The organism is Nocardia thailandica NBRC 100428, assembly GCF_000308795.1.
Classification (GTDB): domain Bacteria; phylum Actinomycetota; class Actinomycetes; order Mycobacteriales; family Mycobacteriaceae; genus Nocardia; species Nocardia thailandica.
The window spans coordinates 14810-33256 of sequence record NZ_BAGK01000011.1 but is presented as its reverse complement, the minus strand read 5'-3'; the positions used below and the strand labels follow the sequence as shown (position 1 = coordinate 33256).

The window sequence follows — 18447 nt, the reverse complement described above, 5'->3', positions numbered from 1 at the left end:
CCGCTATCGCCAAGTTTCAGTGAACCACGTTCACAGGCACTTCGGATCTGACACAGAGGTGTTTCAATCTTAGCAGGACCCCCGGCGCGACCGGCGCGAATGCGGCCCGATTGTTGCGCGAAACAATCGGGCAGGCATGTTATCGGATGAAACGCGCCGAATGCCGACGTTCGCGCGAAATCCCCCGAACGAAACCGTAGCGCCGATTCACAGCGGTGCGAAATTCGCATTTCGTACGCTGAATTCGGTGATTCCACCGGAATTCGGATTCACCGACCCCTCACCGTAGGAGGACATCATGTTCGACAATCAATTCTTCGCGCGCGCAGCAATGGTCACCGCCGGATGTGCGGTGGCGGCCGCGACGTTCGGCATCGGCCCGGCCGCGGCCGCCGGCTCGACCACCGTCTCCCCCGCGGGAGCCTCGGTCTCGGCCACCAACGTGGGTTCGGTGACGGCGGTCGCGGGCGGTGTCAGCATCACCTGCACCGGCTCCAACGCCACCGGCGCGGTCCCGGCCGCGCCCAACAACACCAACCCGAGCGGCCCGATCACCGTGCCGATCAGCGCGCCCACCTTCACCGGCTGCTCCACCAGCATGTGGGGCGTCAGCGCCACCGTGACCACCAACGGCAGCTGGTCGATCACCGGCCAGAACGGCTCGCCCATCTCCGGGACCATCAACGTCCCGCAGGGCGGCATGGTCATCCAGACCAGCGGCCTGGCCTCCTGCAAGATCGTGGTCGCGCCCACCGCGCCCGCGGCCCTGGCCGGCACCTGGACCAACGGAACCCCCTCCAAGGTCCAGGCGACCAACTCCCCGGCGCCGATCAAGGTGACCGGCAGCTTCGGCTGCCCCACCAGCGCCACCACCGGTCAGGTGACGGGCACCTACGCGGTGAACAACACCACCACCCCCTCGGTGCCGATCACCGTCGGCCCCTGATATCCGGTTTCCGCGGCCGGAATTCCGCGTTCATGAGGCGCCGCATTTCGCGATGAATTCCGTGCCGCGCGGATAACTCCCGACCCGTGTGCGAAATTCGCACACGGGTCCCCGGCGCGCGCCGCTACTTTTATCGCGCTCCGCCGTTCATGGAATCGCAAAAGTCCGGTCGTCCACCGGCGCCGGGCCCATCCGACCCCGGCTGGACCCCGGGGCGGGCGCGCTGCCAAGATGAAGACCATGACCAAGGTGAATATCGAGACGAACCACGGACCGATCGTGCTGGAGTTGGACGATCAGAAGGCGCCGAACACGGTCGCCAACTTCGTGAACTACGTGAACGCGGGCCACTACAACGGGACGATCTTCCACCGCGTCATCCCCGGTTTCATGGTCCAGGGCGGCGGCTTCGAGCCCGGCCTGCGCCAGAAGCCCACCCAGGCCCCGATCCAGAACGAGGCGGGCAACGGCCTCAAGAACGACAAGTACACCGTCGCGATGGCCCGCACCAACGACCCGCACTCGGCCACCGCGCAGTTCTTCATCAACGTCGCCGACAACGCCTTCCTCAACCACTCGGCGCCGTCCGGCCAGGGCTGGGGTTACGCGGTGTTCGGCAAGGTGACCGAGGGCACCGACGTCGTCGACAAGATCGCCGGCGTCGCCACCGGCTCGGCCGGCCCGCACCAGGACGTCCCGACCGAAGACGTCGTGATCACCAGCGCCAAGGTGGCCTGACGGCCGCACCCCGACGAAAAGATCCCCGACCCCCGCGGTGCAGCCGCGAGGATCGGGGATCTTTCGTCGGGCCCCCAGGGCCGCGACTCGCGCGCCCGCGCTCCGACACCCCTCACATCGGGATGAGGTGGTGCTTGCGCGGGTTGCGCTGGACCTGCTTGTCCCGCAGCAGCTTCAGCGCCTTGCGCAGCTCGAGCCGGGTGTGCTTCGGCTCGATGACCGCGTCGATGTAGCCGCGTTCGGCGGCGACCCACGGGGTGGCGATGGTGGCGTTGTAGAAGTCGACCAGGCCCTGGCGCACGGCCGCGCGCTGGTCCTCCGGCGCCGCGGCGATCTGGCGGGCGCCGATCAGGCTGACCGCGCTCTCCGCGCCCATCACCGCGATACGCGCCGTCGGCCAGGCCAGGTTGATGTCGGCGCCGAGCTGCTTGGAGCCCATCACCGCGTACCCGCCGCCGTACGACTTGCGCACCACCACGGTGACCTTCGGGACCGTCGCCTCGACGAAGGCGAACAGGAACCGGCCGCCGCGCTTGATGACACCGCTCTTCTCCTGCTCGACGCCCGGCAGGAAGCCGGGGGTGTCGACCACGAAGATCAGCGGGATCTCGTAGGCGTCGCAGATGCGCACGAACTGCGCGGCCTTGTCCGCGGCCCGCGCGTCCAGCGCGCCCGCCGACACCAGCGGCTGATTGGCCACCACGCCGACGCTGCGACCGTCGACCCGGGCGAAGCCGGTGATGACGTTGCGTCCCGCGGACGCGCTGATCTCGTGGAACTCGCCGTCGTCGAAGATGCGCAGCAGGATGTCGTGCATGTCGTAGCCCGCGTTGTCCGAGTCGGGCATCAGGGTGTCGAGTTCGCGGTCGGAGTCGGTGATCTCCGGTTCCAGACCGGGATTCACGATCGGCGGCAGTTCCTGGCAGCTGCTCGGCAGGTAGCTCAGGTAGTTGCGAACCCATTCGAAGGCCGACGGCTCGTCCGGCGCGATGTGGTGGATGTTGCCCACCTCGGCCTGGGTCTGCGCTCCGCCGAGCTCCTCGAGGCTCACGTCCTCGCCGGTGACCTCCTTGATCACCTTCGGCCCGGTGACGAACATGTGGGCGCCCTCGGTCGCCACCACCACATCGGTGTTGATCGGGTGATAGACCGCGCCGCCCGCGCAGTTGCCGAGGATCATCGACACCTGCGGCACCATGCCCGACAGCGGTTCCACCCGGTACGCCATGTTGGCGTACCAGGCGAGGGAACTCACCGCCTCCTGCACGCGCGCGCCACCGGAGTCGTTGATCCCGACGACCGGGCAGCCGACCTTGGCCGCGTACTCCATGATCCCGGCGACCTTGCGGCCGAACGCCTCACCGACCGACCCGCCGTACACGGTCTGGTCGTGCGAGTACACCGCCACCGGACGGCCGTCGACCAAGCCGTGCCCGACCACCACGCCGTCGCCGTAGAGCGCGTTCTTGTCGACCGGACTACGTACCAGCGCACCGACTTCGACGAACGTGCCCGGGTCGAGCAGCATGTTGATCCGGTCCCGGGCGCTGGGGATACCCTTGCGCTCCCGCTTGGCGATACCCGCCTCACCCGCCGGCTCCTGCGCCATCTCCAATCTCTTACGCAGGTCGGCAAGCTTTTCGGCAGTAGTAGTCACTCGACTCCCCTTCTTCGGTCAACCCTTCACTATCTGTGCCAGCTTGGCTGCCAGGTCCGCACCGATCTGGCCGATCCGCGGTTCGTCGACGATCTGCAGGTGATCGCCGGGGATGTGCACGACTTCGAGGTTGGGAATGTACTCGTCCCAGCCACCGTTGGGACGGCGATCGGCGAAGCGGGGCTCCAGCTCGATCATGCCGTCGTGGTAGCGGTCGGCCAGGTACAGCACGACATCGCCGTCGTAGCGGGTCGGGCTGGTCTTCGCCAGGTGGCGGCCCTCGATCCAGGAGGTGCGCTGGTGCTCGAGCACGCCGCCGGGGATCTTGGCGCCGGTGAGCTTGATCAGGCTGGCGACGATCTCGTACTGCTCCTCGTCGCCGGCCTGGGCCAGTTCCTGGAGCTGCTCGTCGGGCAGTTCGCCCTCGACGCCGTAGGTGCGCTTGGCGAACTGCTGGTAGCGCTTGATGCGGGCCAGTCGCTCCTCGGGGCTGTTGTCCTCGCCCTCGACCGGGATGGCGAGGTCGATCAGGCCGACATAGCGGACGTCGGCGCCCTCGGCGCGCAGCAGCTGCGCGACCTGCAGCGCGAACACCGCGCCGAGCGACCAGCCGTAGAGCACGTAGGGGCCGTCGCCCTGGATCTTGCGCAGCTCCGGCAGGTACTGCTTGGCGCGCTCCTCGATGTTGCCCTCGACGCGTTCGAAGCCGTACATCGGGGTGTCGGCGGGCAGGCGCTTGAGCAGCGGCTCGTAGACCAGCGTGTTGCCGCCCGAGGGGTGGAACACGAAGACCGGCACCGCGTTCGAGCCCTCCGGACGCGGGCGCAGCGGACGGATGAAGCCGTCGACATCCGCGCCGGAGTCCTGCAGCTTGCGCACGACGTCGGCGAGATCCTCGATGGTCTCGGAGTCGAGCACGTCGTCGACGGAGATCTCCGCGCCGACCCGCTGCGTCAGGCGCTCGGCCAGCTTCTCGGCGACCTCCTCCTCGAGGATCGGCAGCGTGTTGAAGATGCCGCCCGGCGAGGTTCCGGTGACGACCGCCCAGGTGCCGTAGACCAGGCGCTCGGGAGCGTCACGTGGCGGGACGTTGTCGCCGTCGTCGTCGTAGCTGATCTCGACCTTGTCCTCGGCCGGGACCTCGGTGACCGGTGCGGTGACCGCGGCTTCCGTCACGGTCGCGGCGGGCGCGGCGGGGTCGGCGGGGAGCTCGGCCTTCACCGCGGCCACCGGGTCGGCGCCCGCGGCCAGCGCCGCGCGCGCGGCCTCGGCGAAGTTGCCGTCGAGGGCGACGTCCTCGCCCGCGGCGCGGGCGGCGGCCTGCTGATCGGCCATCTGCTGCACCTCGTCGCGGTGCTCGATGGCGTAGCGCAGGACCTTGGCGACCTCGTGCAGGCTGGCGTCGCGGACGGCCGAGATCTGCAGCTGCGGGATGTCGAACTCGTACTCGACGCGGTTCTTGATGCGCATGGCCATCAGCGAGTCCAGACCCAGCTCCATCAGCGGGATCTCCATCGGGAGGTCCTCGACGGCGTAGCCCATGGACTCGGCCACGATCAGCGAGAGGCGCTCCTCCACGGTCTGGGTGCCCGCGGGGTCCCAGCGGTCGCCGGTCGCGGCGGCGACCTCGGCGGCGGTCGGCTCGGGCGCGGCGGCCGGAACGACCTCGGCGACAACCGGTTCGGGCAGCGGGTCACCGGAGGTGACGACCGCGTCGAACAGCGCGCGGAAGACGCCCGCCTCCCTGGCGTGCACCTGCACCGAGGCGCCGCCCAGGTGCGGGGTCAGCGTGGTGGTCAGCGTGCCCGCGGCCGGGATCGTGCCGTGCGCGTGCGTGACACCGACCGCGACCTCGGAGAGGACCTGCGCCGCGGCCGACTTCACCAGCGCGGTCAGGTCGCTCACCGCGGCGGCGTCGACCTCCCACACGTGGCGGCCGTCCGGCAGCGCGACGTGCGCGCCCGGCAGCTTGCCGTTGCCGGAGCCACCGCCGAAACCGGCGCCGACGGCGACCTTGGGCCAGAACTCCTTGCGCAGGAACGCGGTACGCGGCACATCGGCGTACGGGCCGGCGGGCAGCAGCGAGGGCAGGTCGACCGCGTGGCCGTTGACGTAGAGCTGGGCGAGCGCGCCGATCACCCCGGCGGACTCGTCCTCCTTGCGCTTGAGCGTCGGGATCAGCTGCGCGTCGTGCACGCCCGCGGCGTAGGTGGTGCCGAGGACCTGCATGAGCGCCACCGAGTTCGGCGCCAGCTCCAGGAAGGTGGTGTGGCCGGTATCGACGGCGGCCTTGACGGCGTTGGTGAAGTACACCGCGCCGCGCATGTTCTTGACCCAGTAGGCCGGGTCGTGGATCGGCTCCGAGCCCGGCTTGAAGTACAGGCCCTCGTGCACGGTCGAGTACAGGCCGGTCGTCAGCTTGCTCGGCTCCATGCCCGCCAGCTCGGCGGCCAGCTCGCCGAGCAGCGGATCCATCTGCGAGGTGTGCCCCGCGCCGCGGGTGGGCAGGATGCGGGCGAACTTGCCCATGCCCTCCACCTCGGCGACGATCTGCTCGACCTGCTCGCGCGGGCCGCCGATGACGGTGTTGGTCGGCGCCGCGTACACCGCGCACTCCACGTCGGGGAAGCGCGAGAGCAACTCGGCCACGTCGTGGGCGCTGAGTTCGACCAGCGCCATGTTGCGCACGTCGTCCTCGGTGATCATCTGCTCGCCCTCGCCCATCAGGCGCGAGCGGGCGCAGATCACGCGCACCGCGTCCTCGAGGCTCAGGCCGCCCGCGATGTAGGAGCCGGCCACCTCGCCCATCGAGTGCCCGACCACCGCGGCGGGCTCGGCGCCGTGCGCGCGCAGCAGCGCGGCGAGGCCGAGCTGGATGGTGAAGATGCCGACCTGGCAGGTGCCGACGTCGTAGTCCTGCTCGTCGTCGAGGAACATCTCGCGGATCGAGTACCCGGCCTCGTCCTGCACGAGCTCGTCGACCTCGTCGACGGTCTTGCGGAAGATCGAGTTCTCCCCGTAGAGCTGCTTGGCCATCTTGCGGTGCTGCGAGCCGAAGCCGGACAGCACCCAGACCGGGCCGTTGGCCGCGGGCGAATCGGAGGTGAACACGCCCGCGCCCGGCTTGCCCGCCGCGATCGCGCGCAGGCCCGCGACGGCCTCCTCGTGCGTCTTGGCCAGCACGACGCCGCGCGAGCGCTGGTGGCTGCGCCGGGCGAGCGAGCGGGCCACGTCGGCCAGCGGCACCTCCTTGCCGGGGCCCTCCAGCCAGTCGGCCAGCTCCGCGGCGGCGCGCTTGCGGCGCGACGGCAGGTAGGCCGACACCGCGAGGACGACCGGCAGCGGCTCGGCGCGCTCGCCGTCCCACTCGACCGGCGGGGTGGCCTCGACGGCGGCCGTGGTGATGGCCTCGGCCTCGGCGACCACGTCGGTGGTCTCGGCGCTGTCCACGGACTCGGCGAGCTCGTCGCGCGCGGCGGCGACCTCGTCGGGGGTGACGTCCTCGACCGCCGGGACCGCCGCCGTCGGCACGTACTCCTGGAGCACGACGTGGGCGTTGGTGCCGCCGAAACCGAAGCCGGAGATGCCGACGGTCGCGACGCCGCTGTAGCGGGGGAACTCGGTCGGCTCGTCGACGACCTTCAGGTTGGCCTGCTCGAACGGGATGTACGGGCTGGGGGCCGAGAAGTTGATGGTCGGCGGGATCACGTTGTGCTGGAAGCCCATCAGCACCTTCACCAGGCTCGGCACGCCCGCGCCGGACTCCAGGTGGCCGAAGTTGGTCTTGACCGAGCCGAGCAGCGCCGGCTTGTCGGCGTCGCGGCCGCGGCCGACCACGCGGGCCAGCGCCTCGGCCTCGATCGGGTCACCGATCGGGGTGCCGGTGCCGTGCGCCTCGATGTAGTCGACCGTGGTCGGGGCGATCCCCGCGTCACGGTAGGCCGCGCGCAGCACGTCGGCCTGCGCGTCGGGGTTCGGGGCGAGCAGGCCGTTGGAGCGGCCGTCGCTGTTGACCGCGCTGCCCTTGATCACGCCGTAGATGTGGTCGCCGTCGCGCTCGGCGTCGGCCAGGCGCTTGAGCACGACCAGGCCGGCGCCCTCGGAACGCACCATGCCGTCGGCGTCGCGGGCGAACGCCTTGATCCGGCCGTCCTCGGAGGTGCCCGGCGCGAAACCGAGCGTCGTCATCGGCATCAGCAGCATGTTCACGCCGCCGGCCAGCGCCAGGTCGGCGTCGCCCTCGCGCAGCGCGCGCACCGCCTGGTGCACGGCGACCAGCGTGGACGAGCACGCGGTGTCCACCGTCACCGAGGGGCCGCGGAAGTCGTAGAAGTAGGAAACGCGGTTGGCGATGATGCCGTTCGAGCTGCCCATGATCGCGTAGGCCTCGGCCGAGGCGGGCACGTTCGGATCGGGGTTGCCGAGCGCGAGCGCGGCGATCATCTGGAAGTCGCTCGTCGAGGACCCGACGAACATGCCGACCGGGGTGCCGCGCAGCTCGCTCGCGGGGATGCGGGCGTGCTCGAGCGCCTCCCAGGTCAGCTCCATCATCAGCCGCTGCTGCGGATCGATGCGCTCGGCCTCGAGCGGCGAGGTCGCGAAGAAGTCGGCGTCGAAGCCCTTGACGACGGCCTCGTCGAGGTAACCGCCCCGGGTCTTGCCCGCGGCCACCGCCGCGGCGACGGCGGGGTCGGCCAGGAACTCCGACCAGCGGCCCTCCGGCAGCTCGGTGATGGCGTCGCCGCGACCGGCGATGAACTCCCACGTCGACTCGGGCGTGTCGCCGGCGCCCGGCAGCCGGGTCGACAGGCCGACCACGGCGATGTCGTGCGCCTCCCCCGGCGTGTAGCGCGCGGTGTAGAGGTCGTCCTCGGCGGCGGAATCCTCCGCCTCCGGCTCGCCGTTGACGATGCGCTCCGACAGCGAGGCGATGGTCGGGTGCTGGTAGACCGTGGTGACGGTGAGCATGACACCGGTGAGTTCCTCGATGTCACCGCCGAGGGCCAGCGCGTCCCGGGAGGCCAGTCCGAACTCCTCCATCGGCCGATCCACGGTGATCTGCTCGACCGGCTGCCCGGTCGCGTCGGCGACCCAGTTGCGCAGCCACTCACGCAGCTCGGGGACCGAGATGTCGGGGTTCGAACCCTTGGCGGGCTCGGGACTCTGGGTGGGCGTGCCCTCGTTGTCAGCCATCAATTCCTCAAGCTACCTGTCTGGGTACCGGGCGCGCCGCCGAATGACGCCCGGCACGGTGCTCCGTGCCGGGCGTCCTCGCCGGGAAAACTCGGCAATTACTCGTCTGGTGCATCGGGGAAAGCCTGCTGTGTGTAACCACCGCGGAGCGTTCCCTCGAGGTAGGCGGCCTTGCAGGCACGCCGGGCGATCTTGCCGCTGGACGTCCGCGGGATGGACCCCGCGGGCACCAGCAGGATGTCACGAGCGGTGACACCGTGGCGCTGGGAGATCGCGGCGCGCACGGCGTCGGAGATCGGGCCGGGATCGGCCTTGCCCGCGCCGGGGCCGCGCTCGCCGACGATGACCAGCTGCTCGGACGCGTCGTCGGCGTCGAACTTCAGGCCGGAGTGGCTGTCGGCCGCGAAGACCTCGGCGGGCAGCTGGTTGGCGGGCACCGCGAAGGCCGCGACGAAACCGGGCCGCAGCGCCTTGGACGCCTCCTGCGCGGAGAACTCCAGGTCCTGCGGGTAGTGGTTGCGCCCGTCGACGATGACGAGGTCCTTCACGCGGCCGGTGATGTAGAGCTCGCCGTCGAAGTAGACGCCGTAGTCGCCGGTGCGCAGCCAGTTCGCGTCCAGGGGGGTGCCCTCGGCGTGGCTGCCCTCGGCGAGACGGTCGGTGACCTTGTTGCGGAAGGTCTTGGTCGACTCGTCCGGGCGACCCCAGTAGCCGATGCCCATGTTGTTGCCGTGCAGCCAGATCTCGCCGACCTGACCGTCGGGCAGCTCGCGACCGCCCTCGGCGCTCTCCACCGACTCGGGGTCGATGATGGTCGCCCACTGCGACAGCGCCACATAGCCGCAGGAGACCTGCGCGATGGCGTTCTCGGTGCCGGGCTCGACGCGCACCATGCGGCCCGCGTTCAGCTCGTCGCGGTCGACGTAGACGACCTTGGCCTCGTCCTCGGCCTTGGTCGCCGAGACGAACAGGGTGGCCTCGGCCATGCCGTAGCAGGGCTTGATCGCGGTCTTGGGCAGGCCGTACGGCGCGAACGCCTCGTTGAACTTCTTCATCGACGAGGTGGTCACCGGCTCGGAGCCGTTGATCAGGCCGATGACGTTCGACAGGTCGAGCGACTCGCCCGCCTTGGGCAGACCGCGCGCGGCGGCGTGCTCGAAGGCGAAGTTCGGGGCGGCGGCGAAGGTGCCCGCGCCGTCGGCGACCGCGGCCAGCTCGTTGATCCAGCGCGACGGCCTGCGCACGAACGCGCTCGGCGACATGATGGTGATGTACTTGCCGCCCACGGCGGGCAGGATCACCGTCAACAGGCCCATGTCGTGGAACAGCGGCAGCCAGGTGACGCCGCGCGAGTTGTGGTCGAGGTTGATCGCCTTGACCATCTGCAGCAGGTTGGTGCCCACCGCGCGGTGGGTGATCTCCACGCCCGCCGGGACCCGGGTCGAGCCCGAGGTGTACTGCAGGTAGGCGATGTCGTCGATCGCGATGTCCGGGCGGACCCAGCTGTCACCGAGGCTGTCGGGAATGGCGTCGACAGCGATGATGCGCGGGCGCTGCGCCGCGGGCAGCGAACGGAAGAACTGGCGCACGCCTGCCGCGGAGGAGGTCGCGGTCAGGATCGCCGAGGGCTCACAGTCGCCGAGCACGGCGTGCAGGCGGTCGGTGTGGCCCGGCTCGTCGGGATCGAACAGGGGCACCGAGATGGTGCCCGCGTAGATCGCCGCGAAGAAGGAGATCACATAGTCCAGGCCCTGCGGCGCCAGGATGGCCACCCGGTCGCCCGGGTTGGTCACCTGCTGCAGACGAGCGGCCACCGCGCGCAGCCGCACACCGAACTGCTGCCACGTGAGCTCGTGCACCTCACCGTCGAGTTCCCTCGAGTAATCGATGTAGCGGTACGCGAGATCGTTCGCATCGTTACGCGTGTGCTTCTCGACATGATCCACCAGGGTCCGACCCTCGGGAATTGTGATGTTCCCGGTTTCGTCCAGGTAGTCGTCGAAAGTCTCTTCCATTCCTTCTTCTCCTCCGAGACCTGCGGACCGGTGAATCTGCGCACAGCTACGGCGCTGACACCCGTGAGGCCCCGACTCGCTATCGCCACCGGTGCTCCGACTGCGCCGCGAGCGCACCCCGGAACAACCTGCGGATTTTCGAGCGGTCTGCGCGGTGACCGCTATCGGCTAGATGTTTTCAAACCAGAGTCATGTTACAGAGAACAGCCGCTCAGTCCTCCCGCAGCAGCGGAATCACCGGCGCGAAGGCGTCCATCTGGGTGGGGAAGATGCCGACATACGACATCGACGTGAGTTCGCGCACACGCTTGATCTGTTCGGCGATCTCCTCGAAGGTGCCGATCGCGATGTACGGCGAATTCAGGATGTCCTCGACCGAGAGCTGCACGTCGACCTCGAGATCGGGGTGCAGGCCCCGCTCGATCGCGGTCAGCGCCATCTCGGCGGTCTTCTCCCGGTCGTCGGTGATGACGACGGCGGTGATGGCCCAGTTCAGCTCGATGTCGGCGAAGCGGTCGCCTGCCGCCTCGCGGACGATGTTCACCTTCTCGAGGGTCTTCTCGAGCGTGATGCCCGACAGCAGCCCCTTACCGTCCTTGGTGGTCTGGGGAACGATCGAGACGATGTCGGCGTGGCGCGCCGCCAGCGCGAGCATCTTCGGGCCGCCACCGCCGGTGCACAGCGGCGGGCGCGGGCCCTGCCGCGGGCGGGGGGTGCCCTTGATTCCGCGGACCTGGTAGTGCTTGCCCTCGAAGGTGCACTCCTGGCCGCGGAGCAGCGTGTCGAGGATCGTCAGGGTCTCCTCGAGCTTCTCCAGGCGCACGCCGGGCCGCTCGTAGGAAATGCCCGCGTTCTCGAACTCCTCCTTGATCCAGCCCGCGCCGACGCCGACCTCGAGGCGGCCCTTGGACAGCACGTCGATGGTGGCCAGATCCTTGGCGAGCACGACCGGGTGGCGGAAGCCGTTGGCCAGCACCGAGGTACCGAGGCGGATCTTGCCGGTCGCCTGGGTCAGCGCGCCGAGCGCGGCGATCGGGCCGATCTGGTCGCCCAGGTGGTCCGGCACCACGAAGGTGTCGTAGCCGTATTCCTCGGCCTGCTGGGCGGTCTGCACGAACTTGCGCGCGCCGCCCTCCTGCTTGTTCCCCTCACCCGCCGCAGCGAAGCGGAACGGACGCAGCGGCGTACCCAGAGCGGTCGACTCACCGACGGGTGCGGCAGCTTGTGTCATTGATTCAGGCTCCTGGCTGTGCGGTGTTCCTCCGGCACGCGCCACCCCGCGTGGCGAGACGGCGGCGCGATCACCAGCGCACTTTACAGCGTGTCCGCGAAGGACAGTGCGGATGTCACACCGAGGCGTGATCGGTGGTAATCACGCCAGGGTGTGACTGTGACAACTGAGGGCCGCGCGAGCGTCAGGAATGGGCCGGGCGTGGCGCCTGCTCGATCAGCCCCGCGGCCCAGTTCACCGCCCACTGCGTGGCGGTCGTGCCGTTGCCGTCCACCACGTAGGTGTTGTAGAGGCTGTGCACCGGATTGCCCGCCGCCTGGATCAGTGTGCCGATGCTGCCGAGGACATTGGCCGGGTTCAGCGCCTGGCGCGGCGCGTCGCAGATCAGGTCGCCGGGCGCGCAGATCGTGTACGCCCGGTCGGCCAGGCTGCCGAAGCCGCCGGGGCGCGGCCCGGTCATCGAGATGCCGGGCACGTTGATGCCCTTGAGCGCCACCTCGGCGCCGACACCGGGAACGCCCGCGCCGATCTCGGTCGGCTGGCCGGGACCGGTGTCACCGGTGCGGCGGCCGTCGGCGATCGTCGTGACGCCGAGCACCTTGTCGGCGGGCACCGGGCCCTTGCCCGCGCCGATCTGGGACGCCACGTCGCCCGCGATCACGGCGCCCTGGGAGAACCCGATCAGCACGTAGGTCGTCAACGGGCAGCGGGCGTGCCGCTCGCTGAGCACGTCGATCGTGCGCTGGGTGCCCTCGGCCCGGCTGTTGTTGTAGGACTGCTGCCCGTCGGGCGGGAACGCGATGGGGTTCGAGAACTGCGCCACGTACGGCACGGTGTAGACCTCGAGCCGACTCTCGTCGAACTGGCTGCGCAGCGGCCCGGACACGTTGAGCATCAGCGAGATCGGGTTCGCGTGCGGGTTGTAGGGGTCGTCGGTGCTCGACGACTCCCAGGTGCCGGGGATCGACACCGCGAGCACGTCGGGGCAGTCCGCGGGCTGGGACTGCGGCGGCGTCGGCCCCGGCGGCGTCGGCCCCGGCTTCTTGGGCAGCCCGGCGAGCAGGAACCAGAGCAGGATCACGACCGCGACCAGCAGCGCCCCGAGGGCCAGGACGGTCAGGCAACCAGCGGGGCGCCGGCCGGCGCGGCGCGCGTTCACTTGCAGTAGGTCGCCGTAGCGGCGTCGATGTAGGCCTTGGCGGCCTTGTCGACGTCCATCTTCGACTGGTCGAAGGACGGATCCGAACCCGCCATCGCGGCCACGAACGGCGCGATATCGGCGTCGGAGGCGCCGGTGGCGCGGCTGGTGCAGATGTAGTCCGCGGCGGTGATCGCGATGTCGGGGCTACCCGGCTTGATGCCCTGCTTCTCCAGCTCGGCGAGGAACGCCTTGCCCTTGTCGGTCACCGGGACCGCGGCCGGGGTCTGCTGCGGCTGGACGGTCTGCGGGGTCTCGGGCGCGCTGGTCTCCGGCGCCGCGGTGGTGGTGTGGTCACCGTGCGGCGCGGCGGACGAGCTGGGCGCGGCGCTCGCGGAGGACGCGGCGGCCGTCGACGACAACGTGGGCGTCGTGGACGCGGTCGAGTCGTTGCCACCACAGGCGGACAGCAGGGCGACGGCGGCCAGCGCCGCAACCGATCCGGCTACCTTGGCAGGGATCCGATGCATGAAGTCTCTATCCTCGATCAACTGGTCAGGGACGCGGTCGCTGACCAGGCTAGCGGCACAACCCGGCGATCCGGGCGCCGCACGGCGATGCTCACGAAGTTCTCAGTCCGTCCTCACACCCCGTGAACTTCGGGTTTGCCGTCTTTCACCACGATGAACCCGGTCTGGAAATTCTGCTGGAACCCGCCGGGTACGGCGAACTCGTCGCTGACCGGGAAGCCGAGCCTGCCGTTCTCGAAGCCCTGCGCGCCCCACGCCTCGGCGATCGCGCCGTTGCGGACCGCCCAGGCGCCCGACAGCGGGCTCCAATAGATGTTGCCGCCCTCGAACCGGCTGTAGCGGCCGAGATCCTTCAGCGGCTGCTCCTCGGCCACCGGGAAGCCGAGCGGGCTGTTCTCGAAGCCGAGCTCGCGGTACTTGTCGAGGATGAAGCCCTGCACGCGATGCGCGCCGGAGGCCTGGCTGTAGAACATCGGGCCGTGCTCGAAGGTCTGCACGAACCCCTCGCGCTGCGGCGTCCGCACCTCGGCCGAGACCGGGTAGCCCGCCGGGCCGCGCTCGAATCCCTGTCTGCCCCACTCCTCGAGCAGCGCGCCGCGCACCAGCTGCGCCCCGGTCTCCGGGGTCCAGTACACCGCGCCGCCCTCGAAGCTCTGCATCCGGCCGCGCCCGTCGGGCAGGCCGCGTTCGTCCTCGGTCGGCAACCCGAGCGGGGACGACGGTCCGCCCGCGCCCTCGTAGGCGCCGCCGATCCGGCCCGCCACCGGGTGCGCGCCGGTCGCGGCGGAGTAGAACACCCGGCCGTTCACGAAGTCCTGCGCCACCCCGGTTCCCGCCGGGTACTCCGGGGTCACGCAGTTGCCGATCCAGCCCTGGGCCACCGGCGCGATCGCCCCGCCCACCGCGCAGGCCGCGCCCGCCGGGTCGACGCCGACCGCGCCCGCCGCCTGCGGCCACGCCTGCCGCATCTCGAAGTCCCAGTACGGCCAGGTGTGGGTGCCCGCAGGGCGATAGTTGGCCTGCACCGGGATGTTGAGCTTGCCCAGCTTCGCCACGAAGTTCTGCGTCGAGAGGCGCGAGAGGATCTCGAGTCCGGTGCCCGCCCAGTTGTCGCTGGTCAGCGGCAGCGGTCCGGGCTGGTCGTGGGTGCCGGCCAGGCCGCTGCCCGACGAGACGTAGACGCTGATCCCGCGCAGCTTGTCGGCCAGCAGATACGGGTCGTGGGCCGCCCACTCCGGGCTGCCGGGCGGGCCCCACATGGCGCCCGCGTCGAAGCCGCCCGCGTCCCGGTTGGCGAACTGGATGGCCTGGGGCATGCCGAGCGTCGTCGTCGTCAGCAGGCCCGAGAAGGAGGCCACGTACTTCACGAAATCGGGGTTGCGAGCCGCCAGGTTCATCGCGGCGGTGCCGCCCATCGACAGGCCGGTCACCGCGCGCACCTGGGTCGTGCGCCAGTCGCGTTCGAGCAGCGGGGGCAGTTCCTGGGTCAGGAACGTCTCCCACTGGTAGTTGTGGCCGTTGTCCGGGGCGATCCAGTCGGTGTACCAGCTGGACTGGCCGCCGACCGGCAGCACCACGTTGACGTTCTTGTCGGCGTAGAAGCCCTGCGCGCCCGCGTCCTTGGTCCAGCCGTTCTCGTCGTCCTGCGCGCGCAGCCCGTCGAGCATCAGCATCATCGGGAACTTCGCGTCGGGCTTCAGGTTCCAGTCCCGCGCCAGCAGCATCTGCACCTGGATGGGGGTGTTCATCGCCGCCGAGTGCACCCACAGCGCCACCCGGCGATCGGTGAGCCAGTCGACCCGTTCGATGTAGGAGCCGCCGGGCTGCGCCGTCGCGGCGGGCGGAGCGACCGTGAGCGGCATCAGCATCGCCGCGCTCAGCGCCGCCATCCCGATGACCCGCCGCGGCCTGCGGACATGCCGAGTCACCACCGAGCACCCCCTTCGCCGCCCCCTGCGCGGACCTGCCATCGCTCGGTTGTACCGCAGACCAGCACCGATTCCGGGGAGACACACCCGCCGGGGCACGGAGAATCCCGGTCGACATGACGCCGTGCCCGGAGAATCCGGCCGACAAGACGTCCGCGCGAGGACGCTCCGCCACACCAGGCCGACCTCGAGGAGGCCCCGCCGCAGCGGCGGTCGCGGCCGGTCCGACGAAAAGCGGGGCTGGACAACGTGCCGAAGGCACAAGTCCAGCCCCGCTTTTCGTCAGGCCCTCAGGGCCGCGACTCGAGCGCGCCAGCGCTCAGAGAACTCAAGCTCCCAGCGCCGCGATGATGTGCGGGCGGGCCTTGAAGAGCTCGGCCTCCCAGTACTTCCAGGAGTGGGTGCCCACGTTCGGGAAGTCGTACACGGCGGGGATGCCCAGCTCGTTCAGGCGACCCTGGAACGACCGGGTGGAGATCATCGAGATGACCTCGATGCCGACGGCGTTGGCGGTGTTGTAGACACCGACCGCCGAGTTCGGGTTGTCGAACTGGCCGGGCAGGCCGGACGCCGACGAGATGAACAGCGGCAGGCCGCGCAGCTGCGGGGCGAAGGTCATCGGGTCCATGCGGCTCCAGGCCGGGCTCCACGGCGCGGCCATGGAGTCGACGTTGAAGCGGCCCGCGTCGAGCATCATGACGCGGATGGCCTCACGCATGCCCGGGGCGCCCCAGTTCAGCGGGCCCGAGAGCGAGGAGGCGTGCTTGAACTGGTCGCGGTGCAGCGCGGCGAGACGCAGCGCGGCCGGGCCCGACATCGACAGGCCGAGGACCGCGTTGTTGGTCTTGGAAACGCCGTATCCGGCAAGGAAGTTCGGCAGTTCCTCGGTCAGGAAGGTTTCCCACTTGTAGGTGGTCTTCTGGCCGTTGGTGTTCGACGGGCTGACCCAGTCGGCGTACCAGCTGGACTGGCCGCCGACCGGCATCACCAGGGTGACGTCGTCGTTGGCGAACTGCTGGAGCGCGTTGGTCTCGAAGGACCAGGCGTTCTTGTCGTCGCGGGCGCGCAGGCCGTCGAGGAGGTAGAGCGCGGAGGTGCCGCCGCGGGCCGCCCACTGCACCTGCACCTTCACGGGACCCATCTTCGAGGGCACCATGAGCTCCTCGAAGCCGCCCGCGGGGGCGCGTAGGGCGGGGGCCTGCACCGACGGGGCGGCGAGTGCGGTCGGGGCCGCCACGCCCGCGGCGATCGGCAGCGCGAGTGCCGCCGCGCCGACAGCCAGAATTCGATGACGCCACCCACGAGGTGTGCCCGCTACCCGAGACCCGCCCGGATGGGCACCCGGCGCGACGGCCTTGCCGAAACGCATGAATTCCGCTCACTTTCTGCTGTTGTGGCACGCGGTCGACCCAGCACATCACGGCCGGATCCCGACAGTCCGGCCGTTGTGATGAGGAAACAACGATCTGGTCACACTTTCGCTCGCTGGAGGATATTCGACCGCCGAATTCTAGGCAAGGCCAACGCAACTCGATGTGCGGTGAACTGCGGGTTCGGTGTGTGCGGACTGCGAATGCGGCGCCGGAAAAACGAAAGCGGCCCGGTGCCGAAGTGGCACCGAGCCGCAGGTCACAGGGCGTACGCCGGAGATTCAGCCGATATTCGCCGACAAGTCGGGAAGCATTCGCAATGCCTCCGCCGCCCAGGTGTTCCAGGCGTGGATGCCGTAGGCCGGGAACGAATAGGTCACGTTGCTCGCGCCCAGGGTGGCCATGCGGACCTGGAATGCCCGGGTGTTGGCGAGGGCGAGGGCCTCCAGCGCCATGCCGTTGACGGTGTTGATGCTCGGCGGGTCCTGATCGGTCGGCAGGCCGGAGGCCGCCGCCACCCAGAGCCGGGTGTTGTTGCCGACGAGGTTGGGCGCGAACACGAACGGGTCCATGCGCAGCCACTGCGGGCCCCACGGCGGCGCCATGGAGTCGACGTTGTAGCCGCCCGCGTCGACCATGGCGAGGCGGATGGCCTCGCGCATGCCGGGCGCGGAGATGTTCAGGTAGCCCGAGAACGCGCCGGCGTAGGAGAACTGGTCCGGGTGGTAGGCGGCGAGCGTCAGGGCCGCCGAGCCGCCCATGGACAGGCCGAAGACGCCGTTGCGGTTGCGGCTGAAGCCGAACTCCCCGGCGAGGCGGTTGGGCAGGTCCTGGGTCAGGAAGGTCTCCCACTGGTAGCGGTAGCTCTTGCCCGGGCCCGCCGCGAAGGCGTTGGCGGCGCCCGAGCCCGAGGCGCCGGTGGAGCCCGCCGGGACGCCGAAGAACGAACTCGGCGCGTTCCAGTCGGCGTAGAAGCTCGACATTCCGCCGACCGGAATCACGACATTGATGTCGGCCGCGGCCATCGCGTTGGGAATGTCGGTGTCGACCTCCCAGCCGCTGAGCGTTTCCGGTGCGCGCATACCGTCGAGGGCGTAGACCACCCGATTCGTGTTGCCGTTGTGCGCGCGCAGGATTCGAACCTTGATCGGTCCCATTCCGGAATCGACGAAGATCTCGATCGCGGCGGGGTTGAAAGCGGCGGAGGCGGTGGCGGGCTCACCGACCGCGACCGTCCCCAGGGGAACCAGCAGAGCAAGAGATACGCCAGCGGCCCATCGCCGCATCCAGCGCGGTGTTCGCATTCGACTCGACCTTTCTCCACGGACCAGCCGAGGCGAACCCCGGGCAAACGCCTCTGGCCCCTCATCGGGCACCGGATGGCTCAGTTCCGGACAAGCCGGACAAAGCTACCTCGGCACATGCTCACTGTGAATCAATCGGCAACGAATGCCTACATGTTGCTGGAAAGTGATCCCGCGCACAACTCCGGGGCTTGAATCCTGCCCACCGGAGCCCCGCGAACCCCACCCGACACACCGACCGTGACCAACCCGAGAATTCCGCATAACAAAAAAACCCCGCCCGACACAGAATGCGTCGGGCAGGGAGAGAGCCGATAAGGCAACCACCACGGTTTCGGCCGCCTCGCCGCCGAGGACCGATACGTAACGCCGAAGGCGAAGTATCGGTCCTCGGCGG

At 69.8% G+C, this 18447-nt stretch carries 11 protein-coding genes; 2 read left to right on the top strand and 9 right to left on the bottom strand.

Annotated features, from left to right (window positions below; genetic code table 11):
• Positions 1 to 298: 298 nt before the first annotated feature.
• The gene (locus ON36_RS00900) at positions 299 to 946 is read left to right on the top strand and encodes a hypothetical protein (RefSeq protein ID WP_043646511.1); all 648 of its coding nucleotides are present in this window, start codon (positions 299 to 301) and stop codon (positions 944 to 946) included.
• 240 nt (positions 947 to 1186) lie between these two features.
• Positions 1187 to 1684 carry a peptidylprolyl isomerase gene (locus ON36_RS00895; RefSeq protein WP_043646571.1) on the top strand — a complete coding sequence of 166 codons (498 nt, stop codon included), beginning with the start codon at positions 1187 to 1189 and terminating at the stop codon, positions 1682 to 1684.
• A 112-nt stretch (positions 1685 to 1796) separates the two neighbouring features.
• Here the strand turns inward: ON36_RS00895 and ON36_RS00890 are convergent, their stop codons facing one another.
• The 9 genes from ON36_RS00890 to ON36_RS00850 all read right to left on the bottom strand — a co-directional run bounded on the left by ON36_RS00890 (position 1797) and on the right by ON36_RS00850 (position 18050).
• Positions 1797 to 3293: an acyl-CoA carboxylase subunit beta gene (locus ON36_RS00890; RefSeq protein ID WP_169334664.1), complete on the bottom strand. Its 1497-nt coding sequence runs from the start codon at positions 3291 to 3293 to the stop codon at positions 1797 to 1799.
• A 66-nt stretch (positions 3294 to 3359) separates the two neighbouring features.
• Entirely contained in the window at positions 3360 to 8534 is a 5175-nt protein-coding gene (gene pks13 / locus ON36_RS00885) for a polyketide synthase Pks13 (protein WP_043646505.1), read from the bottom strand.
• 98 nt (positions 8535 to 8632) lie between these two features.
• Entirely contained in the window at positions 8633 to 10549 is a 1917-nt protein-coding gene (gene fadD32 / locus ON36_RS00880; protein ID WP_043646502.1) for a long-chain-fatty-acid--AMP ligase FadD32, read from the bottom strand.
• Between the two features lie 211 nt (positions 10550 to 10760).
• Positions 10761 to 11780: an LLM class F420-dependent oxidoreductase gene (locus tag ON36_RS00875; RefSeq protein ID WP_043646499.1), complete on the bottom strand. Its 1020-nt coding sequence runs from the start codon at positions 11778 to 11780 to the stop codon at positions 10761 to 10763.
• Positions 11781 to 11964: 184 nt separating this feature from the next.
• Positions 11965 to 12939, bottom strand: coding sequence for a cutinase family protein (locus tag ON36_RS00870; protein ID WP_043646496.1), 975 nt, complete (start codon positions 12937 to 12939; stop codon positions 11965 to 11967).
• Entirely contained in the window at positions 12936 to 13448 is a 513-nt protein-coding gene (locus tag ON36_RS00865) for a DUF732 domain-containing protein (RefSeq protein WP_052313515.1), read from the bottom strand. The genes ON36_RS00870 and ON36_RS00865 overlap by 4 nt, the downstream gene beginning before the upstream one ends.
• Before the next feature lie 113 nt (positions 13449 to 13561).
• Positions 13562 to 15337, bottom strand: coding sequence for an alpha/beta hydrolase-fold protein (locus ON36_RS00860; RefSeq protein ID WP_373281754.1), 1776 nt, complete (start codon positions 15335 to 15337; stop codon positions 13562 to 13564).
• A 367-nt stretch (positions 15338 to 15704) separates the two neighbouring features.
• Entirely contained in the window at positions 15705 to 16745 is a 1041-nt protein-coding gene (locus ON36_RS00855) for an alpha/beta hydrolase (protein ID WP_083884823.1), read from the bottom strand.
• 282 nt (positions 16746 to 17027) lie between these two features.
• On the bottom strand, positions 17028 to 18050 hold the full coding sequence (locus tag ON36_RS00850; RefSeq protein ID WP_052313514.1) for an alpha/beta hydrolase: 1023 nt from the start codon (positions 18048 to 18050) through the stop codon (positions 17028 to 17030).
• Between the last annotated feature and the right edge of the window lie 397 nt (positions 18051 to 18447).